Genomic DNA, 25,160 nt, shown 5'->3' with positions numbered 1-25,160 from the left:
AAAACCTGCAATCTGATTATCCAATCCTGCATCACTTTTTCTTGAGTTTCCATCTACCATACAGGCAGGTCAAGCTTCCCAATAATCCAAAGCCTGGAGTAGAGTTATTTTTGCTCGATTCATTTTCACCTGAGCGATTACCGTTATCGGATTCAAAAATATTATTGTTTGAATTATTTAGTTCGACAGCGTTTTTTTCTTCTGAGGATGATAAGTTAGTTTCTTTAACTTCTGTACCTTCAGTTGCGTTAGAGGTAGCCTTTGCGCTTTGATTAGTTATATTGGAATCTACAGAGGGCCCAATAGCAACTCCTGTAGGATATATTCCTACTGTTACTGTGTCTATAACCGTGTTTGTGGTTGTGTCAATTACCGAAACAGTGTGGCTCGCATAATTCACCACATATACCTTTGTTCCGTCTTGGGTAACTTCAATTCCACAAGGTGCCTTTCCTACAGGCACAGTGGCTGTGACCTTGTTTGTGGCTGTATCAATAATATCAACAGCACCTGTAAGTGAAGTGATGGGATTTATCGCTACGTATACCTTTTTTCCATCCGGACTTACCGCTACTCCCTTAGGATTTCTTCCTGTTTTAACCGTACTTACAACAGCATTTGAAATTGTATCTATTATAGAAATACTGCTGCTTGCCATATTCGCCACATATACCTTTTTCCCATCCGGACTGATTGCAACCCCAAGTGAATTGTTTCCTGTAGGTATCGTGGCTGCAACAGTGTTTGCGGTTGTGTCAATTACAGAGACTGTACCTGTAAAGTTAGTTGAGTAACCGCCAGAATTCGCCACATATACCTTTTTCCCATCCGGGCTAACGGCAACTCCGAAAGGAAAGTTTCCTACAGGCACTGTGGCTGTAATCTTATTTGTGGCTGTGTCAATTACAGAAACAGTGTTGTTGCTGAAACTCGTCACGTATGCCTTTGTCCCATCTGGACTTACTGCAATTTTTTGAGGATAGGTTCCTACTTTCACTGTGGCTATAACTTTATTTTTGGTGGTGTTAATTACAGATACAGTGTTGCTACGTGAGTTCACAACATATGCCTTTGTTTCATCCAGACTGATTGCAACTCCCGAGGGATGTTCTCCTACATCTACTGTGGCTGTAATCTTATTTGTGGCTGTGTCAATTACAGAGAGATTATTACTGTCGTAGTTAGTAATGTAGGCAAATGGAGCTGCACCTACGACACCCATCAGTATTAAAATCATAAGTGCAGTTATTCCTAAAACTCTTATGAGAGTATTTTTTCTGCGTGCTTTATTAGACATCACTACAGATGGAATTGTAATAGAAAAAGTGTCAATCGGTATTGTTGATATACTTTTATTTTTCATCATTTATCCCCAAGCAATGTTTGCCTTTTATACCAGTGCCACTATTAAAAAATTGGACTAAGATATATTTCTAAAAATCTTCGTTAATTTAAGTCAACTTCAGGATAAAACAAACGAGCTACAAGACAAAAAATTTCAGGAGAAAATATTATTTACTGCCTAATTAGTATTTTGTATCTAAATTTTAGCAAATATATTGAAATGTGGCGAGAATTTTGATAAACCCTACTTTTTGACTGGTTATATATAAAGTGTATATGCAACTGTTTCAGAGATTTCTCGAACTTCTTTGAGGAAGTTTGGTTTATATATACGTTTTTTTCTTGACTGGTGGTGAATTCAATTTTTGGTGTACCATTCGACCCACCAGTCATTGGATCATTAATGCCAATAATTCCGGGTTATCCAGGTCCTTTATTACTTCTTCCTGAGTTTCCATCCACCATACAGGCAGATCAAGCTTCCCAATAATCCAAAACCTGGAGTAGAGTTATTTTTACTTGATTCATTTCCACCTGAGCTACTACCATTATTAGATTCAGAATTATTATTGTTTGAATTATTTAGTTCGACAGCATTTTTTTCATAGGAGGATAAATTAGTTTTTTCAATTTCTGAATTTTCAGTTGCATTGGAGTTTGTCCCTGTACTTTTGGCAGTCATATTGGAATCCTTAAGAGGCACAATTACAACATTAGTAGGGTGGACTCCTGCATTCACCGTAGCCGTAACAGTGTCTGTGTCTGTGTCAATTACGGATACATTGTCACTTCTGGCGTTTGTCACATATACCTTTTTTCCATCTGGGGTAACTGCAACTCCTGAAGGAGTAATTCCTACAGGAACTGTGGCTGTAACAATGTTATTTACTGTGTCAATTACAGAAACAGTGTTACCGGGATCATAGTATTTACCAGAAATTGTCACGTATGCCTTTTTTCCATCGGGACTGACTGCAATGTCACCAGGCCCATTCCCTACAGGTACAGTTCCTGTAACATTGTTTGTAGCTGTGTCAATTACAGAAATATTGTTGCTGCCTGAATTAACCACATAAACCTTATTTCCATCAGGAGCAATTGCAACTTCATAAGGACTGTCTCCTACAGATATAGTGGTTGTAACTTTGTTTGTAATTGCGTCAATTACAGAAGTAGTATTGTTGAAAGTGTTCGTAACATAAATTTTTTTTTCGTCAGGACTAATGACAACATTACGAGTAATCATCCCCACATTAATCTGTTCCATTAAAGTATTTGTAGCTGTGTCAATTACAGAGATATTGGTGCTATCACGGTCCGTCACATAAATTTTTGTTCCTGCGGGGTTGACTGCAACTTGCATAGGATAACCTCCTACATTCACTGTATCACTAACCGTATTTGTCGCTATGTCAATTACCGAGATAGTTGGATCGAGTCCTGCTGGAGTTGCCACATATACCTTTGTTCCTGCAGGGTTGACTGCAATATCTCTAGGCCAGCCTTCTACAGGCACTCTAACTGTAACATTGTTAGTTGCTGTGTCAATTACAGCGACATTATGAGTAGGAAGAGTACCATTATAATTCGTATCGTAATAATAACCTCTCTGATCATAATCTCCCAGATTTGTCACATATGCAAATGGAGCCGCACCTGCTACACCAGCGAATATTAAAATCGTAAGTGCTGTCATTCCCAAAACTTTTATGAGAGTATGCTCTCGATATGTTTTATCAAATGTTATTTCTTCCATTTCAAATCCCAACTTATGGACTTATTAAAAAGCAACAACATCATCGACTGCCTCATAGATTCTATTCATACCAGTACTTAAAAAATGAGGGGAGCATAAATCCCACTTATATACGGTTGATTTTTGAATCAGAGACTTCAATTATTTTTATTTCGAACCAGAATCTAAATGCATATACTTTTCCAACGACTTTTGCTTATCCAATACACTGTAACTTCTTTTTGAACTTCCACTCCCATATTGGCAAGCCAAGCTTCCCAATGACGAAGCTTGGAGTATTACCCTTCAATATCATCCAGGCCTACAATCAAAATTTTCTCATTTGTTTCAAGCTCATTTTTGATCCTTATTGCATCCTTTTCCAGAATACAATTCTTTCCCACAACCCAGTCCGCTGGTCCAACTCCAAAATGGATATAACACACAACAGCCTTTTTCAACTGAAGGTTATTTTTTTCCAGCATTGCGAGAACATTTTCATCTGGAACAAATTCTTCAGATAACATAATTATGTTATAATTTCCTTTTTTGATTTCAACTACAGAAGTCCAGTTTTCATCTTTCCTTAATTCATATATTTTATCTTCATCAACTTCTATGTAGTACATTCCTCGCCCAATATTAGAATTATAGTCTATGGTATAATTCACGGGTATGTCGTAATTTTCAAGAATGGCTTTAACTTCCGCCTCACTAGTTTCATTTTCAAATTGAATAAATAAACCAGCTATTTTAACTTCTTGAGATTGAATCATCAGTGCTAAGAAGGTTAGAAGAGCAATAAAAACAACTACTACTTTGCTAATTTTATTCACATCAATCACCAAAAAAATGAGGAGTTTTAACTCCTCACATATATACGGTCATCTTCAGAACCGAATGCTTCCCAATAAGGTACACAGAAATATATGGGATTAGGGTCACCTATACGCAAATATTCATTCGAACCACTTATTTTGTATCCACGACACATTCGAGCATGACCTGGAACTCCACTCTTGAAGGGTCCACCATTGTTAATTTCATTCATAGCTCCAGCAAAAGATACAGTGGTTGTACTGAATGAATCAGGTTTATTCATTCCGTTGCTTGAACGATAATAAAGTAACTGCTGGGAATTAGTAACCCCGTTAGGAGCTACTCCGTTCATCATTTCATATATAGTAGTTTGGTGAGGATTTTCATCATTGTAATATTCAGTAAGCATTTTGGCAGTTGCTGGACCACAGTAGTAGCTCGTTATTTGCGCATATACAGTAGCACCAAGATCTACTTCAACATCAGTTCTCGATTTTGTTATATCGGCACTGAGTTTTTTAATATTTTCTTCAGTGACTGCCGCATTAATACTAACCCCCTTATTAACTGCTGCTTGTTCTATAGATTTAGCAAGTTCATCACTTTTTTGCCAGTGTCTTAGGTTGTTGTCTATCCCATTCTTCAATCTCTGTTCATATATTGACCATATTCCGGGTTCAGTTTCAGTTGCAGGTTTATCTTCTACTTTTTCAAGAGTGTATGCATCCACAAATATCCGATGTTCAACTCCTGTAGTCTTGTCCTTTACTATAGTCATTGCTCCTACGATAGGATAATCGTATACAACCATCTGTGTTGATTTGATTTCCCCCTCAGGGTATTCATTTTTAGCGATTTCTCTTGATTTATTCATAGCTGTAGTGGCATCAAAAGGTTTTGGCTCAAATAAAACAAGTTGGACTGTTTGCCCAAGCCTTTTATCTGCAGCAATGTCGATTATACCTATCAGGGTTTTATTTTTTAATACAGAAAATTGATAATACAACTTTTGACCAGTTGGATCGTAGAGCTCCAGTGGTTTGGAATCAATAGATGCTCCTGTCCAGTTTTCAAATCCTGATGTGTTAGTTGCGATAAAGTTTATCATGTTCGCATTGGCATGCTTAAAAGCTTCCTCAGCAGTTACAGAATAATCTTTTTCTTCCTGTGCACTTACTGCCGGTATTAACACCATACCAACCAGCAGTGTTGCTAAAACAAGTATACTTACTCCAATTTTATTACGGTTCATACTTTAATCTCCTGTGTATCTTATACCCAGGAGGCAGGATCAGGCAAGCTAAGCCTTAAATACAGACAAAGCTAACATAACTCATGCCTTCAGGGCGTGTTTTGTGGAGTTCGGGCGGTACCTGGAAAGCACTTCTGAACTCCATAAATCCCTTCGATCTAACTCCTTATAAGTTTTCTGGCCATTCTCTCTAACTATCCGTTTTTCATACCTGTTTTGAATCTGAAGTTATCTCCTGATCGTTGATAGTTCGATGATCTGGCCAGAAACTATATAACGAATACTCGACTACAACCATATTCTGCATATTATAAATATCAGAAGTAACACAAAATAAAATATACTAAGCCAATACCTGTATTGACTTATAGTATTCTTGAACTACTTTACAGCCCCTGGCTGTGAGATCATGCACAGGCTGGTACGATTCCCCACTTTTCTCCACAAGTTACTTTCACTATTCTCGTCATGTACCTCGCGGGTTCTGGATCGACCTGCCAGCCAGATGAAGTAACAAATTGAAAGTCAGTGCCGCAAAGATCCGATCACTAAATTAAACTCTGTTCACACGCAAACTGTACCTTGTTTCCACATCATACATACCCTTGAGTTCTTCTTCAGTCAGGAAACCTTTCTCAATTAGCTTACTGAGGTTCTTCCTGTCAACTGATTCGACCATATCCCAGAGTTCACGTTCCACAAGATAAGGCTTTAGCCTGTTAATGTGCCAGAGCTTCCAATCCGCCTTTTGCCGCCTGAGCTCCACATGCCCTATTCTCAGGACATCAATTTCTTTTTCTGCAAAGGTATCCATAATGCGGGCTCTAAGTTCTTCCCGCCTCTTTTCCAGAATGGATATTGCAGAGACAAGCTCTTCATACTCAAGCGCAACATCGGCAAGGTCCATCTCTTCCGGGTCCTGCTCACTTATATCAAGTTCCATTGTCCTGTACTCCCGTTCAGATCCTTAAACTTCACAAATATATTTGTTTTTCATTCTTTATTATTTAACCGCTTTTTCCTGCTTTCGGTCATTCCTGCTTTCGGTCTTCCCTGCTTGAACTGGTTTTTCCTGTTTTAGTATATGCAGGTAATCAGGCTTAATAGCTGCACATTCTTGCAGGAATTTATTATTGAATATGAGCTGTATACTGATCTTTTGTATCTGGCTCAGAAATGCTTATCGAGTAAAACTCCCTCTAATCTCATTAGAAAAATTTCCGACAGGCGGTCTTTACAATCTTTAAAACCTCTTCAGACATTGTTTAATTGGATTTATCGGGGTGGTTCCATAACATCAGTAAATGACCTTGAGAAGACAAAAACAAAAGAAGAACTTAGCCTTCTCCTCCCGAAGATAAATAACGTACTTGAGTCCGAACCTGCCGTGCTCCGGATTGACCCGGCATTTACGGAGTCTATTATGCTTATTGGAGATATCCACGGGGACCTTGATGCCCTTAACTTTGTAATGGAAATGAGAGAAGAACTTGGCTGTAAATACATGCTTTTTCTGGGTGATTATGTGGACCGCGGGATGCAGGGCACAGAAGTCCTTATAAGGCTTTTCCGGCTGAAACTTGAAGAGCTTCAAAACATTTTCCTGCTCAGAGGGAACCATGAAACTGTGGATATGAACCTCTATTACGGCTTTTTTGAGGAAATTGGCTTTGACCAGGTTTTTCTCCTGAATGTCAGCAGGACATATGACAGGCTGCCGGTAGCAGCAATAATCTCGGGGCATACCTTCTGCGTACACGGAGGAATCAATGGAACCGAAAGTGTTGATGCCATCACAAAAGAAGGCGCTTTTCCTTATCTATGGAATGACCCTTCGAAACATCCGGGGCTGAGCACTTCATCAAGAGGTTCTACTGTTAAGGAATTCGGGCCTGAGATTGTTGACGGCTTTTTAGAAACAAATGGTTTGAAAAGGATTGTGAGAGGGCATACAGCTCTCAGAACCGGATATGAATGGTGGTTCGACGGTAAACTGCTTTCCCTATTTTCCTGCCCGGATTATGTGGGGCTCGGAAATGCTGCTGCTTTTGCCCTGCTCGAAAATGAAGAACTGAAAATTATTACCTTTGGAAATCGTTCTCAGTAAAACCGAAAATTTAGCCTGAACAGGAAAGAAAAAGCCGGATTAAAGCAAAAAATCAGTTAAAATCAATGAAAAGTTGCTCCAGCCTGAGTCACTACTTCAAACTGGAGTCTTTATATATGCCGGATTGTCGATAGTTGTTATTTTTGAATGTCGGAATATTTTGGTTCGGATTATTTGGTTATATTTGATGCTTATATTTGATGGTTATATTTGATGGTTAATTGCTCTTAATCCAGAATAATCCAGGAATCGGTCATTTTGTTCCCTATATCCGGGTCGAGTTGCATTGCTTTTGTATACTGGATTTTAGCTTCGTCAAAACGACTCATTTTTCTCATGAGCAGTCCGTAGTTGTAGTGAAGTGGAGGATAATATGGATTGAGAACAAGGGCTTTCTTGTATTCGTCCTCTGCTTCAGGTAAGCGCCCGAGTTCCGAAAGAAGGTTTCCGTAGCTGTAATGTCCCTCAACGCTTTCCGGGTCAAGACTTAGAGCTTTTTTATATTCCATTTCAGCTTCGTACCTTCTTCCGAAGCGGGCAAGAAGGTTTGCATAATTGGAATGGACTTTTGCATCATTCTGGTCAAGGGAAAGGGCTTCCATGTATTGTTCTTCAGCTTCCGAGACCCTGCCTTCCCTCGCAAGGAGGTTCCCATAGTTGAAAAGAGTTCTTCTGTGCCTGGGGTTAAGTGAAAGAGCTTTCCTGTACTCAACTTCGGCTTCAGAAGAGCGGCCAAGGAATGAGAGCAAGACACCGAAATTGTGGTGGAGGCTTGGGTCTTCAGGGTCAAGGTTCATGGCAAGCCTGTACTCTTTTTCGGCCTCTCTTAGTCTTCCAAGCTCAAAAAGCAGGTTTGCATACCCACCTCTGGCAGGGACATAGTTCGGGTTACCGGCAAGTGCTCTCGAGTAACATTCCTCTGCTTCATCTACATGCCCGTATTCGGCCAGAAGGTAAGCGTACCCGGTATTTGCCTTTACATTTTCGGGCGAGGTTTCAAGTACGGTTTTATACTCATTTTCGGCTTCCTGAACTCTTCCGAGCTCTAAAAGAAGCTCAGAGTAAGCACATCTTACATCTGCATTTTCAGGGTTTTCATTCAGGACTTCAAGATAGCTTGCTTCGGCTTCAGGGGAAAAACCCAGTACATGTGCTGCAATACCCAGCGCATAGCAGGAATCTTCGCGGAGCTTTCCGGAAGCCTGCATTAAGCAGACCTTTGCAAAAACGTATTCTTCCAGATGCATTTTTTGCTGCTTGCATGCGTTAGAGAGTTCAAGTAGAAGTTTTGGGGGATAAGATTTTTCTTTTGAGCTTTTCAGAGCAAAATCAGCTGCACAGGATAGGTTTTTCTGGTCAGATCCGATTATTCCAATAACATCGTACACAAAATCGTCAATAGCATCAAAGTCCATGTATCCGGCACCTCAGAAAAGTGAGTGTTCTGGTAGGGGGGTTGTCAGTGTAACATCCGGAGTATAGTTTACGCTTAATTGAATATATTAGTGAGTGAATATTGCGTAAGATTATTAGACATACCATTAGTGTTTGAATAGTGTATAAGAGGCCGAGTATAATATTATAATTATCATATAACATTCTATCCCTTTATTACGCAAAATAAAACAGCTGATTGCATTGAACGACAGCGGTTTTCTAAAAAAATATATTTTGCAGGATAAAAAACAAGAGAGGTAGGGCAGAATACGTGATTAAAATATATCATTGACTATAAAAACATAAAAAATGTTACTATTAACTGGTATGGAAAAACGAAAACTAAATAAATAAAAATACGAATAGAAAAGAAAAGCATATCTAATGATAGTATTAGCCAGAGGGGAAAGGAATTAAATAATTTCTACTAAGGCATAAATTCAACATTTAAAAATAACTGGTTTGTATCAAATTAGAGGTAAACAGCAGGTAAACCATAAGTAAACCATAGGTTTATACTGTTTTTAGCTATTTTGATCGTTTTTATAATTTCATCAATTTTATCGCTTTTTTGGAAGTGCCTGAGAAATCTGTTGATGTTATTCCGGGAAACCTGAATGACAGTTCCGTTACATTCTTTTTAACTCCCTTTTGGTATTTATAAAGCCCATTTATTAGATTTAACTCCCTATAGGTATACAGATGTATCTTTTATCCAGCGCATAATCTCACCTGCCGCTTTAGCCTGCCTGAACCCGCCTGAGTCTGCCTGAGCCCTCCTGAGTCTACCTGAGCCCTCCTGAGTCTGCCTGCATATAATAAGGTAAAAACGAAAGCATTAGCTGAACAGAAACTTTGATCCAAAAATATCAACCGTGTTTTTTCAGAATTTTCATAATGATAAAAAACCCTGCAAGGTTTATTGCTCCTATCAGGAAATATCCTATCAGGTGCTTTGAGTTCCTGCCAAAAATCGAATCTCCTTCTCCGAAAACACCTGCAGAGCTGGTTTCTTCTTTTGCTCCCTCCGGGGAGGATTCGCTTTCCTTTGTTTTGGCTCCTTTACTCCCGAATTCGACCACCGAATCAGTTTTAAGAAAAACCTCTTTCTCCTTTTCTTCAAGGCTATTTCCGGAATTCAGAACAGCCCCGACAGCATAGGAGTTCTCCGGCTCAAGGCCGAGGAAAAGGAACTGGTCATCGTTTCCTGGAGATGAGATTACTTTTCCATCTTTCATGAGTTCTACGGATCCTTTTTCCGGAAGTTTGACTTTCAGGTTCACGTGCCCTGTAAGCAGGATCTGCTCTCCTTGCATAAACCTGGGCCTGTCCGGGACATCAAGGATTCCAAGAAGGGTGGGAGCAAAGTCCTCCTGCCCGAATTCTCCCCTGATAACCCCGCTCTCGACATCCTGCGCATATACGATGAGTGGGACCATCTGCGCTTCATCCGATACCGAGTATTTTTCGGACTGGTGCCCTCCTTTAGAACCATCTGCCGAAAAAGCCATCCCATGGTCTGAGGTCAGGACAAAAGCAAGGTTGTTTTTTTCACATAGTTTATAGAGGGATAAAAGCTCCGAATCAAGGTTTTCTATGCAGTCTATATATCCATAGTTGCCCCTGTAGTGCCCGCTCATATCAATTGCCCCTACATTGACAGTCAGCAGGTATTTTTGCCCGGGACAGTTTTTTTCCATGTACTCTACAACAGCACAGGCGGCTTCAATACCCCACCTGTTATATCCGTTATACTTTTCCCCAGTCTCTTTTGAGGTGACATATCCCGGAGCCAGGTCAGCCTCCGCTTCCATTAGCTGCAAAAGCCCGGATGGCACAGGATTATCCTGAGAATGTTCATACTGCGCAAGCACGATCTCCATCTTCTTTATAGAGTTGTTTTCATCCCTCAGGACAGCATCCTGTTCGGCGCAGATTGACCAGGAATCCCCTTTTTCCATAACAGCAATACAAAAGTACCCCTCGCTGTGTAAAACATCAAAAATATTTGCATCTTTGAAACTGACAAATTCACTGTCTGCACCCGGGTTTCCGGTAACAAGGACCGAGTGCCCTCCTTCGGTAAATGTCTGAGGAGCACGAAACTCGAGAATCCGGGCACTGGTTTTGCCTATTTCCGGAATATTCTCAAGCCTGGCGTTTTCAAGGGGTGTACCGTCAAGTGCATGCGGTGTAAGCTCCGGATAGATAAAAGGAGCGCTTAAGCCGTCAACGATCAACACGACTGCACCGTCGGGTGTATTGACAGGGTTTATCTCAACCTCGGTAAGTGCAGATGCAGGAACTGGAAAAGCTGCAGAAAGGATCAACAGTGTTGTAAGTAAAACCAGAATTGGAAATAATTTGAAGTTTCGGATCCCTGGAATCATCGTAAATTATTTTAGATTCATCAGCTATAAAGAATTTCCCTTTTCAAAAAAATCTGCTGGCAAAGTTCACTGCCTTATCCATTTTGTGAGATGCAGAGGACATAAATACGAGGCTGTAGTGAAATCTCCATACCTAAATTTTTTTCAGATCCAGGTTTAAGGTTACCTTTTTAAAGGTTTATTTTTTTAAAGGTTTATTGTACCAGAAGGAGTAAAGGTATAACACTTGCCACGCATACCAGTAACATTCTGAAAAACCCTATCATATAATCCAAAAAACAGGGAGATTCCCCATGAAGATGAACCCACGCTGTACATACTGCCTGCTTTCTAGAGTACATTTTCAATCAAAGCTTTCAACGGATGATGAAGATCTGATCTGCAAGACGATTCATGAATGCCTTGACGTCATGAATAAACACTATGACCCTGAGGCGGTATCAGCATCCGTAGCTACTAAAATTCATCGAAAGTGCTACGAAATCCTCGAAGACAATGATCCATATGAAGTCACAAAAAAGCTCATCAACCGGGCTGCATTAAAAGTCCTGCCCGCAGCAAAAGAAAAAATTTACGAAAACTCTCCTGATGACAGAGAACTTTTCAGGCGGGCAGTGCTTGCGTCGGTTATCGCGAATTATTTTGATTTCGGGATTATGGGCTTTGATGCAAGCGAAGATAAATTTGAAGCTGCTTTTCTAAAACTTTTCGAACATGGACTTGACGTTGATGATACCCCAAAGATGATGGGGCTCCTTAAGGATGTTGTCTACATTGCTGACAACTGCGGAGAGATCCTTTTTGATCTTATTGTTTTCGACGTGATTAAAAAACTCGGCGGAAATATCACACTGGTGGTCCGAGGAGGTCCCATTCTCACAGATGTTACATTAGAAGAGGTAAAAGAGTTTGAAATCGACAAAAAGGTTGACAGGATAATGACCACAGGTTCAAACGCTGTAGGTATCCTGATCGAAGAAGCCCCTGCCGAACTTCTCGACGTAATGAAAGATGCAACCCTTATCATCAGCAAGGGCATGGCAAACTACGAGACTCTCTCCGAACATAATTTCGGGCCGATTGCCTATATGCTCCTTACAAAATGCGAGTGTGTGGCTGAAGACCTCGGGCTTGAACAGGGCCTGTCGGTTGCAAAACTGATGAACTTCCCCTGAAGTTCGCGCCCGCCGGATCTTTTGTCCTGATATTTCGTGGTATATTTGGCATGAAAGTACTGATTTGAAAAGTACTTTCATTTCTTTGTGTTATTTGAAGAATTTCATGTTTTTTTCAGATTTTCCGGCTGCCGGATTTTTTCGGCAACTTTTTATTGAGCAGGGCTACAAATTAAATATAGTTAATGAAAAATACTTTAAGGTCAGTGCGGAATTTTATAATGTCAGTGCGGAATTTTATAAGATTTGACAGTTTCAAAATACAGACCAGCCAGATATTTATTGATTTATAATTATATGTTATTTAAACGGTATAAGTAGAACAATATAAGGAGAGATCTAAGATGTGTGAACTTAATGTAATTATGCTTCGTGGAGAAAACCGAGAGAAGGTCATGGAATCTGTAGCAAAGATTCTGGTTGAAGGAAAATCAATTCAGCTTACTGGAATCCTCGGAGATAAAATGACGGTTGAAGGCTCGATAAAGGAAATCAATTTCTCACGCGGGGAAGCCCTTATTCTGTCAAATTGATTTTTTTACTTTTTTTACATTACTTCTTCCTTAGTTTTACCTGCTTATTGACCTTTTTTCTTTAGCAGGAATTAGATCATCTGTTTTAGTGGGAAGACAGTTCTGATAAGGAGTCTTGCTAATTTACTGAAGAACCGGTGAATATCTAACCTTTCGGAAAACCATCTGGAAGCTCCGAAAGCACTGAATCTCTCTATCAGTTTCTTTAATTTGCAATAACTACCCGGGAAAAGCATTTATCTATTCTTCTCTATAACCTCAATGTTACCTGATATATAACAATCAACAATCAGGCGTAAATTTAAAGCACTCAAAATATTTATCATTTAAATCAGTATCTTAGTTCGAAGATCGGGCAGTTTTTAGCATCTCTTAATTTCAGACGTACATTATAAATCCATGAAACACTTTAAATTTATGCATATATTTAGATTAGTGTAATTCACTGCCCGGAAATCACAAACGTATAAAAAATAATTTTCAGCTGTTCAGGCTATTAGACTGTAATTCACTTTAATTTAGTCTAATTTACTTAGACTAATTTACTTAGACTAATTTAATATAATTTAGACTAATCCTGAATTGGATAGTTCAGGATAAACAGGACAGGATAATAAATGGCTAAAGCAAAGATTGCAGTAAACGGTTACGGAACTATAGGGAAAAGGGTTGCAGACGCCGTACAGGCTCAGGATGACATGGAAATCATAGGCGTTTCCAAGACAAAGCCAAACTATGAGGCTGCAGTAGCCCACCAGCTAGGGTATGATATCTATGCCCCTGCCGCCAATCTGGGAGCTTTTGAAAAGGCAGGAATACCTGCCGCCGGGAGCATTGAGGAAATGGTGGAAAAAGCCGACCTGGTTGTGGACTGCACTCCTGGAGGAGTGGGGGAAGCTAATAAAGCCCTGTACGAAAAATCCGGGGTAAAGGCCATCTGGCAGGGTGGTGAGGAGCACGAACTTACGGGTTTTTCCTTTAACGCCGTCTCAAACTACGAAGGGGCCCTGGGCCTTGACTTCGTGAGGGTTGTTTCCTGCAACACCACAGGGCTCTGCAGGGTCATCTATCCCATAGACAAAGCTTTTGGGGTAAATAAGGTCAGGGTAACCCTTGCCCGGAGATCAGCCGATCCCAACGATATAAAGAAGGGACCGATCAATGCAATCGTGCCGGACCCGATCAAGCTGCCTTCCCACCACGGTCCCGATGTGAAGACTGTTATTCCCCATATAAATATCACCTCAGCCGCAATGAAAATCCCGACGACCTTAATGCACCTGCACACAGTGAACATGGAGCTTAAGAACGAGTGCACTGCCGAAGACGTCAGGAAAGTGCTTGGTTCCCAGTCCAGAGTCCGTTTCGTAGGGCAGGGCATATCTTCCACGGCTGAAATCATGGAAGTTGCCAGGGATATTAAGCGTCCCAGAAACGATATGTGGGAAAACTGCGTCTGGACTGATTCCGTCACCATGCACGAAGGGGAACTCTACTTCTTCCAGGCTATCCATCAGGAATCCATTGTGGTCCCTGAAAACGTGGATGCTATCCGCGCAATGATGGAGCTTGAGAGCGACGGCGCAAAATCAATCCTGAAAACAAACAAAGCCCTTGGGCTCTGAGCCTTCCCGAAGCTCTTGATTTCCGGGACTCAGGGTATCTGATACACTTTCGGACGAACTTTCTATTGAAATTTCTGACGAATTTCCTGAGTCCTGATTTACGAAACCTCAGTTCCAGGTACCCGAAAACCTGGTATGTGGAACCTGGAACCCTGAAATAAGAAGGATCCGACCCTTAATGACTTCAGATTCAAACTTTTTAAAATTGTGCAGGGAGGCTTTCAAGGCTGCATACGATGCAACCTGTGACCTTGTGGGCACTGATTCGGCAAGCAGCTTCGTATGTATGGGAGCTGACGGGACGCCGACTACCGGTATAGATCTTGCAGCAGAGGATGCCATTATCGAGGTGTTTAAGGCGGACGGCAGGTCCATGAGGATACTCAGTGAAGAATTTGGTGAACTTGTTATCGGGAAGTCTCCTGAGTTTTCTGTTGTGCTTGACCCCCTCGACGGGACATATAATGCTTCTGCAGGAATTCCTTTCTACAGCGTTTCAATAGCTTTTGCCTCTCACGACCTCTTAGACCTCAGGTTCGGGTATGTGAGCAACCTTGCCCTCAAGGAAGAGTATTATGCAGAAGCCGGAAAGGGCGCATATCTGAATGGGAATAAAATCAAACCCTCCGCGAATTCGGACCTGAATAAACTCTGTGTCAGTGTATACGGCTACAGGCAAAACGTGGAAAGGACCCAAAAGATATACAGTAATGTCCGCCGCGTGAGGCTGTTTGGGAGCGTGGCGCTTGAACTGTGTTATGTAGCCTCAGGCAGGCTTGATGCCTTTGTGGATGTCCGAAAGGCTCTGCGTGTAACAGATGTGGCAGCAGGCCAGCTTATCCTTGAAGAAGCCGGTGGGCTTGTTACGGACGGATACGGAAAGACTTTAAGACTTCCTGATAATGTTACTGCCAGAGTGGAGATGGTCGCGTCCAACGGACACGTACATAAAAAACTTTTAAGCTTACTCGCAGAGGGATAATTTGGCAATTAAAAAAATAGGGCTCGCATCGCGCTGTGATAGTCCTGAAGTACTTGAGATGGTAAGGAATATTATCTCGAACTTCCAGTCGAAGGTGCAGATCTATGTTTCCACTGCCACAGCCGATGTCCTGAGAATTGAGGGGACTCCTGTCGAAAGAATGAGGGACGAGGGAGTCGAACTTATCATAACTGTGGGAGGCGATGGGACAGTCCTGCGGAACATTGCCAAAATGAAAGACCCTCTTCCCATAATGGGAATTAATATGGGCACTCTCGGTTTCCTTGTAGATGTGGAGCCTGAAGATGCAATTGAGGCCATAGAGGAAGTTCTCTATGGTTTTTCGTATCTCGAAAGGATGCGGGTAGACGTTTTCCTTAATGGGGAGATGCTTGAAACAGCCACTAACGAGGTCGCTGTAATGTCTGCAAAACCCGCAAAGATTATTCAGTTTGAAGTCCACATTAATGACTGCCGGCTTGATGATATTCGCGCGGATGGTGTGGTTTTTGCAACCCCCACAGGCTCAACAGCCTATGCAATGAGCGCCGGAGGCCCTATCGTAAACCCGAGGGTAAATGCAATCGTGGTAGTCCCTGTTGCTCCTTTCAAGCTATCGTCAAGACCCTGGGTTATCCCTTCGGACAGCGAGATTACAGTAAAATTGTCAGACCCTAAAAAAGAGGCTGTAATTGCAATTGACGGGCAGAAGTCTTACAGGATCAGGGCTGATGATGTTGTCAAACTGAAGAAATCAAAATTCCCTGCGCGTTTTGTAAGGATTTCAGATACCTGCTTTTACGAGAGGGTTCAGCGGAAACTTTCCTGAAAAGCCTTCTTTCAGGTTTGACTTCTCATTAACTTTAATTTGTCTTATGGCCACAATTTTTTTAGAACCTTTTTCCTTAAAATCCGGGTTTTACACCTGATATTCCCTGAAATTTATTCCCTGACACTTTCAGCTCTCAGGTTAAAGAACTGAAAGCGTCTTTTTTACCCCGAATATGGGAACGTTGGTCTCGGAAACTCTTTTCCTCCAAGGAAAACATTTATACATGTGTAGGTAAAGCTAATGCTTAATTCTACTAAATATTAGATTTTTTGACTTTTAATGGCGTTTTAGCCTCGTACTTTCTTATCCAGGCCTTTGAATTATTTTTCAGGGCAGTTGATACAAATATCATTAAAAATAATCATAAATTCCTCAAAATGATAAAAATCACGGGAAACAATAACCATGTCAGAGAGCGAGCAGTACTCCAGAAATACACTTATGGACTTCGTCAAATATCGCCCCCTTGATATCGAAATCTGCGACGTGACTCTGCGCGATGGGGAACAGACCCCTGGCGTTGTGTTCACGAAAGAACAGAAGCTGGCAATGGCGAATGAGCTTGATTCCATGGGTATTGAGGTTATAGAAGCCGGATTTCCGGTAGTTTCCGCATACGAAAAGGAAATCGTAAAGGAAATTGCAAGCCAGGGCTTTAATTCAAGGATCTGCTGTCTCTCAAGAGCAGTAAAAGGGGATGTTGACGCTGCCCTTGAATGTGACGTCGATATTGTAAGCATTTTCATTGCAATGTCCGACATGCACCTCAAATACAAATACCACAGGAGTTTTGAGGAAATGCTCGGCTGTGCCAAGGAAGCCATTGAATATGCAACTGACCACGGTTTAAAAGTGCGTTTTGCAGCCGAAGATGCAAGCCGTACTCCGGTTGACCGTCTCAAGCAGGCTTTCAAGGAAGTTGAAAGCGAGTACAAAGTGCAGTATGTAAGCCTCGCAGATACTATTGGCATCCTGAACCCGATCACAACCCACTACCTTGTGAGTGAGATCTTTAAGTCCGTAAACACTTCAATCTGCATCCACTGCCACGATGATCTCGGAATGGCTACCGCTAACACCCTTGTAGCCGCCGAAGCCGGAGCAAAGCAGCTCCATACAACAGTCAATGCAATAGGAGAACGGGCAGGAAACGCCTCCCTTGAAGAAGTGATGGTAGCTCTCAGAGTACAGTACGGGATCGACCGCTATGATACAACAAAGCTGACTGCACTTTCCAGAATGGTCTCGGAATACTCAGGCATTACACCCTCGGTAAACAAAGCCGTTGTCGGACATAATGCCTTTACCCACGAATCCGGAATCCACGTCGCTGCAATCCTTGAAGAGCCGAGGACCTACGAACTCTTCCTCCCTGAGATGGTTGGCGGAAAGCGTAACCTTGTTGTCGGAAAGCACACGGGCACAAAAGCCTTGAAAGGAATCCTCAATAGCATCGGTTTCTGCCTCGAACGGGATGAACTCTGTGCCCTGATCGAAAAAGTCAAGGTCTGCACCGAAGAAAAGCGTAAAAGCATCTCGCGGGAGCAGCTTGAAAAGCTAATTGGTCAGGTCAGGCAGGAACAGAAAACAAGTAAACCTGAAGGGGAAGAGAAGATTTCGATCTGAAGTGTATTACTCTATATGAAGTGTATTACAGATCTTTCTAACCCGTACAACCTTTTCGCTGTACTGTGTCGTTTTTGTCACGCTCGATGCAGGACAGCAGACTTAAAAACAATATGAAGAAGAGAAAAGGCAAGTAGTAATCTAAATTTGCTTTTTACTGTATTTTCAAACTTCTTCTTTCTTACTTCTACTCTTTTCTACTTTTTTTGCAGGGCCGCCAGACAAGCTGGCGGAGGAGCTTATTTTTACCTGGATTTAAATACAGGTTCGGGGTTAAGAAAAAGTATCATTTCAGATCGTGATCTGTTTATAAGTGTTATCCAGGATCCCTACCTGCGGTTGGCTTAATATTGTTTTTGTCTTAACCTGACAGGCCGGCTCCAGCCCACTGCGGCGCGAAGAGAAACTGAAAAATTCTGTCTCGGGCTCTGGAGTATATTTATCAATATATACACAAATTAATCAGAGAGTACTAAAAAAAGGAAGCTGACATCTGATATTAGAATTAGGGATAATTGGATTAAAGAAATGGGTTGGTCAGATATCAAAGTTAACTTTTAATACCTCACACTGTGGCATATTTTTAATTTGCACGCCCTCCAGTGTTCCCGTTACCTCCAGGCTATCAAATTCATTTGAACCGCAGAGCACGTCCTGATTCGGGTGCGTGCCAGGTGTGATATTGCAGTTCAGCACGGTCTTTTTACCAGCCGAAACTACGATTGGAAGCCTTGGTGATGCAGGATGTTTCTTTGGAAGAACTATTAATGGGGACCTGATTTCCCGAATCATGAAGAGAACGCATTTAAGACCTTTTTCAGTTTTCTCATCCACCGAAAACGCAGAAGCAACAATCAGGTCATGAGGTTCCAGTCCGAGTACAATTTCTTCGTTTTCAGTTTCCAGAAAGTACTGCCCATGCGGACCTGCTTTCACAATAGCCACTATTCCTGCCGTGCCGCGCAGGAGAAGCATTTCACTTTCCTTCAGTGAAATGTCTTTAGAAGAAGTCGGTTTTTCCATGTTAAAAATAAGTATCTAAAAAATCCAGTTGATTATCAGGACTCTGCTACATTTGCAGACTGGCAGGAAGGACACTTCACATTCTTGCCAATACCTTTGAATTTATTCCCACAGTCCTTGCATGCATACTGTTTAAACGGCAATTTCCCTTCCATATCGATATCAAACGAATCTCCAACACTACACATAATTATTACCTCATGGTTTTATCAAGGGGCTTACTATAATGATATAACCCACATATTATTACTCATACTTATACAATTAATATCTTTCTATGTCTATCTCCGGGCAATTTCTGACCGCAGTAAACGAATCCATGCAAGTCAGTCCTTACTATGCTCTCCAGAAATTTTTCAGGTAATATCGATCTTTTTGACTTTGAAAAATATAAAAATTAAGAAATGTAGGTGGAGCTCCACTCCGGCTTTTCCGGCGGGTTTTCCTCCAGCATTTCTCTCCATTTTTCATCGGTCAGGCGGTCGGACATTGGCTGCTTGAACTCGTAATAGCTCATAACAGGCCCTGCAGCCAGGAAAACCCTTCCGTCAGGAACCTTGTAAGCCACAATCACCATATCCACGTATCCTGTCCCTTCCTCAAGCACAAGTTCGTCATTCGGTTCGGTGTGGACGTCTGCAACGAGGGTAGTTTTCCTGGCTTCTTCGTCGACACTCACGCTCGCTCTGATTATTTCTCCAAACTTGAAGATGTAAAGTTTATCTTCTTCTGTCAGTTCCTCATTTTCAAGTTCCTTTTCGGAAATCTCGATAAGCTTTTCCAGGACTCTCTCGAGGCTTTCAAAGTTTCTTCCAGTATCTTCATCAAGCGCATCCAGTTCTTCAAGCCCGTCTGCAGTCATCCGGGTAAGGGCCAGCAGCCTGTTATAATGTTCGGGCACAGGTTCCACGTACCCCACGGTTTTGTCCCCAAACACAGGAAGCGAATCCTCTATTCCATAGCTTTGCTTAGCGTAGAGAATCGTATCGTGCCTGAGTTCGGTCCAGGAAGCCAGAGAGGTGCTCAATTCTTTGTCCTGCCAGGCATCGGTTTGCATAAAGGTGGGATAGCCTTCACCATAATCATTCATGAGGGGCTGGAGAGTATAAAGCCAGGACCAGTAGAGATTCCTGTTCCAGTCGGCTGCACTGAAGTTCGAGAATTCCGAGTCCAGTTCCCCGTACCGAAGACTGTAATTTTTATAGTTGGAATCGTTCAGTTCGTCAAGCCAGTAAACCGCCCTCTCCGATCCCAGGAGAGCCATTGCATCAAGCCCACGCGGGAAACCCCTGTTGTTTCCGTATTCGGAATATCTATAGGTAAATGGCACCTGTCCCTGATCTCCTGTGTAATCTTTAGTATAGGGGCCGGTGAGCCTGAAGAAAATATAAGAGTCCGGGATAAAACGCTGGCCCATAAACCTGAAGCCTTTCGTATCCTCAAGGAGTTCATCGGCCTGCTCGGCCGTTAGAATGGGTTCATGAGTTCCGCTTCCTGTGCCTCCGTAGATCTCCGGGCTCCGGTACCCGGCAAGCTCCACTTTCAGCTCTCCTATCGTTGTTGCGTTAAAATTCCTTGACCCGCTTCCGAATACTGTTTCCATTGCTTCCATATATTCATAAGGTCCGAGGTCGTCAGAAACGCCTACGTAAAAAGCAGTAATCGCGTAGATCCTATCCCATTTCTGAAGGAGATCCGGATTGTCTTCGAGTCGGGAGGTGATCAGGCTTGCCTGGATGGTCTGGATGCGTGATTCTTTTTCCGGGTCTTCGGCCTGGATCAATTTACCTTTGAGGAGCATGCTCATCCTGCCGTGCCACATAAAGGCCCTGAAGTAGTTTTGCAGCTTCTCAGAGCGGGTGTAGTGACCTCTCGGCGCGTACTGAGAATAGTCCTCCCTATAACTGAAAATTGGAGAGATTTCAAAGCCTTCGTGGGATTCTATCAGGGCAAGTTCGGCTTTGACTTCATCTTTTACAAACACAGGAACCTCAAACTGATATTTTTCCTTTGCTGCCGGGTCAAAGTATATTCCAGCTTCCGGGCCGTAAGGGTCCTTAATCTCTTTTATCTGCTCTTCTTCTGGCTGGAGCAAGCTCAATGCAACTGCAAAGTAGGCTGCGTTTCTTCTTGCGGCTTCCTTTTCTTCTCCTGAAACTCTATTATAATCCTCTACAGATGCATTAAGCAGGGCTTTATCGAGTTCCCACAAAAGGTCATATAATTCATTTTGCTCGACCTGGCTCATGCTGTCGTCAAACTGGACGTGATAGAGGTGGAGAAGGGTATCTGAAGTTATGAAAATTAGCTGTCCTTCCCTTCCAAGCCTGTCATAAATAACAGTGATATCTTCTTCTTTCGGATTGTAAGGGTTAGAAATTACCACAAATCCGTTTTCTTTCAGCTTCTCCAGGGCTGCTTCATCTGTCAAAAACTTCTGAGAAAACTCTCCGTAATTCGTAACATCCGATTCCTGCAGGGGCAGTTCGTATTGGGGAGCTTTTAACTCTATATCAAGAGCTTCAAGCCTGTAGTTTCCTGCAAGAGATGAATTTCCTGCCTCAAGACCGGAAAGATTTACTGCTTCGGTTTTCAGATTACCTGTCGAAGAGCTTCTATTATTACCGATTTCATTACCCATTTCTTCTCCTTGTTCTGTCCCGTTCTCCCCGCTTAACCCGGAACTTTGCTCCAGGCATCCTCCAGTAAAAAGGGAGACTGAAAAAATAAGAAACATCAAAAGGGCTACAACTGTCTGAGTTTGGTTCTTCATTATTTCATCTCGGTCGCTTTGGATCAGTATCGGATTCGAGCTTTGCTCGCTCAGAAAGGTGGGGTTTTACCTTCTAAGTCAGGGTTCAGATTATTCCTGTTTTGCAACCGAAGGTTCGTATAGGGGGCCAAACTTTTTAAAAAATTAACTTTTCCATATGTTATTCTCATTACAATATTTCAATCTATTCAAAATCCGGTTAAGTCATATCCAGCTAAAAAATTTGAGAAATAAAAAACAGGCCATTCCCTGTTACCGGGTTGACTTTTTTGATAAAATGAAAAATTAAAAAATGTATCTGACCCATACAACCCTATTCGCTATATCGAACCGTTCTTGTTCCGCTCGACGCAGGAGAGCGGTCTTTCCCGCGAAAAAAAGAAAAGGACGGAGATAAAAGCAGAAAAGTAAAAACAATTGAGTGCACCTGTAAAAAATAAGTAGAAGTAACCGTGGAAACCTGTAATTATTTTGTTTCTTTTTGCTTCTTTCTACTTTCTGGGTAGGGCCGCCAGACAAGCTGGCGGAGGCGCTGATATTTCCCTGTAAATTGAAAAGCCGGTCCTGGGTAAATGAAAGTATTCTCTCGGTTCTGGGGCTATTTCCTTCAATGTTTGCATCTCTTTATTGAGATGTCGATTTTTGGGTTATATTTTATCTGGCTGACAGGTCGGCCCAGGCCCAACGCGGCGTGGGGGAGACGGATTGAAAGCTTCCAGCTCCGGGTATAGAAGAAATCAAACAGTTAATGAGAGACCACAAAAAGCTGAAAAAAATAAAAAAATTAAAAAATAGTTGAGAGCAAAATTAAGAGGTATATGTGGAAACCCACTCCGGCTTTTCCGGCGGGTTTTCCTCCAGCATTTCTCTCCATATTTCATCGGTCAGGCGATCGGACATGGGTTGCTTGAACTCGTAATAGCTCATAACGGGTCCGGCTCCTACAAGAATCCGCCCGTCGGGAAGTTCATATGCTACTACGAGCATTTCCACGTATCCGACTCCTTCTTCCAGTACAGCTCCCGTGTTGCCGTCGGTATGGACATCAGCCACAACTGTTGTTTTTCTGGCTTTATCGTCTACGTCAGCTATGACCCCTTCAAGCTGGTCCCCAAAATTCTTGATGAAGTCGTAGTCTTCTGCTGTCAGTTCCTCGTTTTCGAGTTCCTTTTCCGAGATTGCCTGGAGCCTGGAAAGTATGTTTTCAAGGTCTGTAAGCCTTGTTCTGGATGTAGGGTCAAGCACGCCTATTTCGTCCAGGCCCTGGTTTGTCATCTTCGTTAAGGCAAGCAGCCTCGCGTAGAAATCAGGGACTGGCTCCACATAGCCTACAACCGGTTTTTCTTCAGGAGGCATGGGCATAGATGTTTCAACTATAGTGTAACTCTGCTTGGCATAGAGGATAGTGTCGTGCCTGAGTTCGGTCCAGGAAGCCAGCGAGGTGCTCAGTTCCTTGTCCTGCCAGGCATCGGTCTGCATGAAGGTCGGGTATCCTTCCCCATAGTCCTTCAGGAGGGGCTGGAGGGAATATAGCCAGGACCAGTAGAGGTTCCTGTTCCACTCGGCTGCGCTGAAGTTCGAAAACTCCGAGTCCAGTTCCCCATACCGGCCACTGTAATTTTCGTAGCTGGAATCGTCCAGTTCGTCGAGCCAGTAAACCGCCCTTTCCGAGCCAAGGAGAGCCATTGCATCAAGCCCGCGCGGGAAACCCCTTATAGGTCTTCCTGCTCCTGAGATTACGAAAGTGAAGGGCTCTTCCCTCTCTCCCTGATATTCTCCTGTATAGGCTCCGACCAGGTTTGAGAACATGTAAGAGTCCGGGATGAAGCGCTGCCCCATGAAACGGAAGCCTGTGGTATTTTCGAGGCATTCGTCAGCCTGCTCCGGGGTGAAGGGCGGCTCCAGGACACAGTTTCCTGTGCCTCCGTAGATCTTCGGGCCCTGATTTTCGGCAAGTACGGTCTTTAGCTCCTCTACCGTTGTTTCGTTAAACTCCCTTTCTCCATTGCCAAAGACAGAGTCCATTGATTCCATATATTCGTAAGGCCCCAGGTCATCGGAAAAGCCCACATAAAAAGCCGTAACCCCGTAGATCCTGTCCCAGTTTTTGAGAAGCTCAGGCTCGTTTTCGAGCTGAGAAGAAATCAGGCTTGCCTGGATGGTCTGGATGCGGGCATCTTTTGCAGGGTCTTCGGATTTAATCAGTCGGTCCTTCAGGAGCATGCTCATCCTGCCGTGCCACATAAAGGCTCTGAAGTAGTTTTGCAGCTTCTCGGAGCGGGTATAGTGGCCCCTCGGCACGTACTGGGAATAGTCTTCTTCGTACAGGAAAATCGGAGAGGGGGCAAAACCTCCGTGAGCTTCTATCAGAGCGAGTTCGGCTTCAACCTCTTCTTTTACAAAAGACGGGACCTCAAACTGATATTTTTCTGCCGAACCTGCCGGGAAAAGAGCCTCATCAACAAAGCCGTAAGGGTCTTCTGCTGCCTGTATCTGCTCAGGCTTCGGCTGGAGCAGGCTCAAAGCAACCGCAAAGTAGGCTGTGTTTCTTCTTGCGGCTTCCTTTTTCTCTCCTGAAGCACTGTTAGAATCACTGTTCAAATCACTGTTATATTCTTCTACCGAGGCGTTTAGCAGGGCAAGGTCGGTTTCCCAGAGAGTATCGTAAAACTCCTTTTCCTCTATCTGGCGCAGGGTCTCATCAAACTGAATGTGATAGAGATGCAGAAGTGAATCCGTAGTAATAAAAACAGGTATTTCCTCTTCTTTGAGGGTAATGTACATTGAAGTTATGTCCTCTTCTGCGGGGTTGTAAGGGTTTTCCATTACCACAAAACCATTACTTTCCAGCATTTTAAGAGCGGATTCGTTCAGAGGGATTCTGCCTGAAAAGTTTCCATAGTTGGAGATTTTATTTCTTTCCAGGGGCAACTCATAAGAAGGCGCTTTTAACTCGACATCGAGGGCTTCCAGATTATAATTTATCGGCAGGGAGGCACCCTGGCCCAGAAGCCCCGAATAAGTTACAGCCTCTGTTTTGAGTACATCTGCGGCGTAGCCGGGCGTGTCCTGCTCTGTCTCCTGTCCGGAGCAGCCAGCAAAAAAAACGAAAAGCAAAATCATCAGGAAGATTGATGCAAATTTGATTCTAAGATCCATTCTCTATACCTCAGGCAAAACCAGTAAAAAATAAGTTTAACGTAAAATTATTAAGTTTTTTGTATGTAAAAAAGATAAAACCCCTCTTTCCCTGTTATTCGTTAGGGCTCAGAGGGTCTATTCTGAAAAGTAGAATCATGAATAGTGCAGCCACAGCTCCTGAGCTCAAGAGAAGCGGATCTCTGGTTATATTAAGAAGTGTGCCCGCAATAAGTAGTAAAACCCCTATTAACAGCAGAATTTGGAATTTTCTGTTCAAATTTTTTATCCCCTTTACATCCCATTTTGATTTTTAAATTGTTTAAATTATTTATTTAAGTCGTTAAAATATACCCTGATTCCCTATAA

Annotated in this window: 18 protein-coding genes; 7 read left to right on the top strand and 11 right to left on the bottom strand. The window is 42.5% G+C overall.

What is annotated here, in order from left to right; genetic code table 11:
• Window positions 1–31 precede the first annotated feature (31 nt).
• The 5 genes from EO98_RS10935 to EO98_RS10915 all read right to left on the bottom strand — a co-directional run bounded on the left by EO98_RS10935 (window position 32) and on the right by EO98_RS10915 (window position 6,093).
• A complete protein-coding gene (locus tag EO98_RS10935) occupies window positions 32–1,363 on the bottom strand; it encodes a cytochrome D1 domain-containing protein (protein ID WP_048137573.1) in 1,332 nt (443 codons plus the stop codon).
• A 417-nt stretch (window positions 1,364–1,780) separates the two neighbouring features.
• The gene (locus EO98_RS10930) at window positions 1,781–3,100 is read right to left on the bottom strand and encodes a beta-propeller fold lactonase family protein (protein ID WP_048160057.1); all 1,320 of its coding nucleotides are present in this window, start codon (window positions 3,098–3,100) and stop codon (window positions 1,781–1,783) included.
• A 278-nt stretch (window positions 3,101–3,378) separates the two neighbouring features.
• Entirely contained in the window at window positions 3,379–3,915 is a 537-nt protein-coding gene (locus tag EO98_RS10925) for a UPF0228 family protein (RefSeq protein ID WP_048139687.1), read from the bottom strand.
• A 26-nt stretch (window positions 3,916–3,941) separates the two neighbouring features.
• Entirely contained in the window at window positions 3,942–5,150 is a 1,209-nt protein-coding gene (locus EO98_RS10920) for a C39 family peptidase (protein WP_200895246.1), read from the bottom strand.
• 553 nt (window positions 5,151–5,703) lie between these two features.
• The gene (locus tag EO98_RS10915) at window positions 5,704–6,093 is read right to left on the bottom strand and encodes a hypothetical protein (RefSeq protein ID WP_235283595.1); all 390 of its coding nucleotides are present in this window, start codon (window positions 6,091–6,093) and stop codon (window positions 5,704–5,706) included.
• A 318-nt stretch (window positions 6,094–6,411) separates the two neighbouring features.
• On the opposite strand from EO98_RS10915, the gene EO98_RS10910 reads away from it, so the two are divergent.
• Window positions 6,412–7,257, top strand: coding sequence for a metallophosphoesterase (locus EO98_RS10910; protein ID WP_235283594.1), 846 nt, complete (start codon window positions 6,412–6,414; stop codon window positions 7,255–7,257).
• A gap of 227 nt (window positions 7,258–7,484) precedes the next feature.
• Here EO98_RS10910 and EO98_RS10905 read toward each other — a convergent pair whose 3' ends face one another.
• Window positions 7,485–8,672 carry a lipopolysaccharide assembly protein LapB gene (locus tag EO98_RS10905; protein ID WP_048140366.1) on the bottom strand — a complete coding sequence of 396 codons (1,188 nt, stop codon included), beginning with the start codon at window positions 8,670–8,672 and terminating at the stop codon, window positions 7,485–7,487.
• 891 nt (window positions 8,673–9,563) lie between these two features.
• Entirely contained in the window at window positions 9,564–11,084 is a 1,521-nt protein-coding gene (locus EO98_RS10900) for a sulfatase-like hydrolase/transferase (RefSeq protein ID WP_048140364.1), read from the bottom strand.
• A gap of 293 nt (window positions 11,085–11,377) precedes the next feature.
• On the opposite strand from EO98_RS10900, the gene EO98_RS10895 reads away from it, so the two are divergent.
• From EO98_RS10895 to EO98_RS10870, 6 genes are all read left to right on the top strand, one after another.
• Entirely contained in the window at window positions 11,378–12,259 is an 882-nt protein-coding gene (locus EO98_RS10895) for a DUF89 domain-containing protein (protein WP_048140361.1), read from the top strand.
• A gap of 344 nt (window positions 12,260–12,603) precedes the next feature.
• Window positions 12,604–12,792 (top strand): CooT family nickel-binding protein, encoded by a 189-nt coding sequence (locus EO98_RS10890; RefSeq protein ID WP_048140359.1) that lies wholly within the window; start codon window positions 12,604–12,606, stop codon window positions 12,790–12,792.
• Between the two features lie 617 nt (window positions 12,793–13,409).
• On the top strand, window positions 13,410–14,417 hold the full coding sequence (locus EO98_RS10885; protein WP_048140357.1) for a type II glyceraldehyde-3-phosphate dehydrogenase: 1,008 nt from the start codon (window positions 13,410–13,412) through the stop codon (window positions 14,415–14,417).
• A gap of 178 nt (window positions 14,418–14,595) precedes the next feature.
• Window positions 14,596–15,399: a bifunctional fructose-bisphosphatase/inositol-phosphate phosphatase gene (locus EO98_RS10880; protein WP_048140355.1), complete on the top strand. Its 804-nt coding sequence runs from the start codon at window positions 14,596–14,598 to the stop codon at window positions 15,397–15,399.
• 1 nt (window position 15,400) lies between these two features.
• The gene (locus tag EO98_RS10875) at window positions 15,401–16,228 is read left to right on the top strand and encodes an NAD(+)/NADH kinase (RefSeq protein WP_048135038.1); all 828 of its coding nucleotides are present in this window, start codon (window positions 15,401–15,403) and stop codon (window positions 16,226–16,228) included.
• Between the two features lie 408 nt (window positions 16,229–16,636).
• The gene (locus EO98_RS10870; protein WP_048140353.1) at window positions 16,637–17,857 is read left to right on the top strand and encodes a homocitrate synthase family protein; all 1,221 of its coding nucleotides are present in this window, start codon (window positions 16,637–16,639) and stop codon (window positions 17,855–17,857) included.
• 537 nt (window positions 17,858–18,394) lie between these two features.
• Here EO98_RS10870 and EO98_RS10865 read toward each other — a convergent pair.
• The 4 genes from EO98_RS10865 to EO98_RS10855 all read right to left on the bottom strand — a co-directional run bounded on the left by EO98_RS10865 (window position 18,395) and on the right by EO98_RS10855 (window position 24,812).
• On the bottom strand, window positions 18,395–18,880 hold the full coding sequence (locus tag EO98_RS10865) for a hypothetical protein (RefSeq protein ID WP_048135033.1): 486 nt from the start codon (window positions 18,878–18,880) through the stop codon (window positions 18,395–18,397).
• Between the two features lie 35 nt (window positions 18,881–18,915).
• Window positions 18,916–19,068, bottom strand: a complete 153-nt coding sequence (locus EO98_RS18890; RefSeq protein WP_200895046.1) for a hypothetical protein — start codon at window positions 19,066–19,068, stop codon at window positions 18,916–18,918.
• A 209-nt stretch (window positions 19,069–19,277) separates the two neighbouring features.
• A complete protein-coding gene (locus EO98_RS10860; protein ID WP_048140351.1) occupies window positions 19,278–21,653 on the bottom strand; it encodes a DUF3160 domain-containing protein in 2,376 nt (791 codons plus the stop codon).
• An 807-nt stretch (window positions 21,654–22,460) separates the two neighbouring features.
• Window positions 22,461–24,812 carry a DUF3160 domain-containing protein gene (locus EO98_RS10855; protein WP_048140349.1) on the bottom strand — a complete coding sequence of 784 codons (2,352 nt, stop codon included), beginning with the start codon at window positions 24,810–24,812 and terminating at the stop codon, window positions 22,461–22,463.
• Between the last annotated feature and the right edge of the window lie 348 nt (window positions 24,813–25,160).

The sequence above is a fragment of the Methanosarcina sp. 2.H.T.1A.6 genome, from assembly GCF_000979455.1.
GTDB lineage: Archaea > Halobacteriota > Methanosarcinia > Methanosarcinales > Methanosarcinaceae > Methanosarcina.
This window is presented reverse-complemented; position numbering and strand designations above follow the sequence as displayed.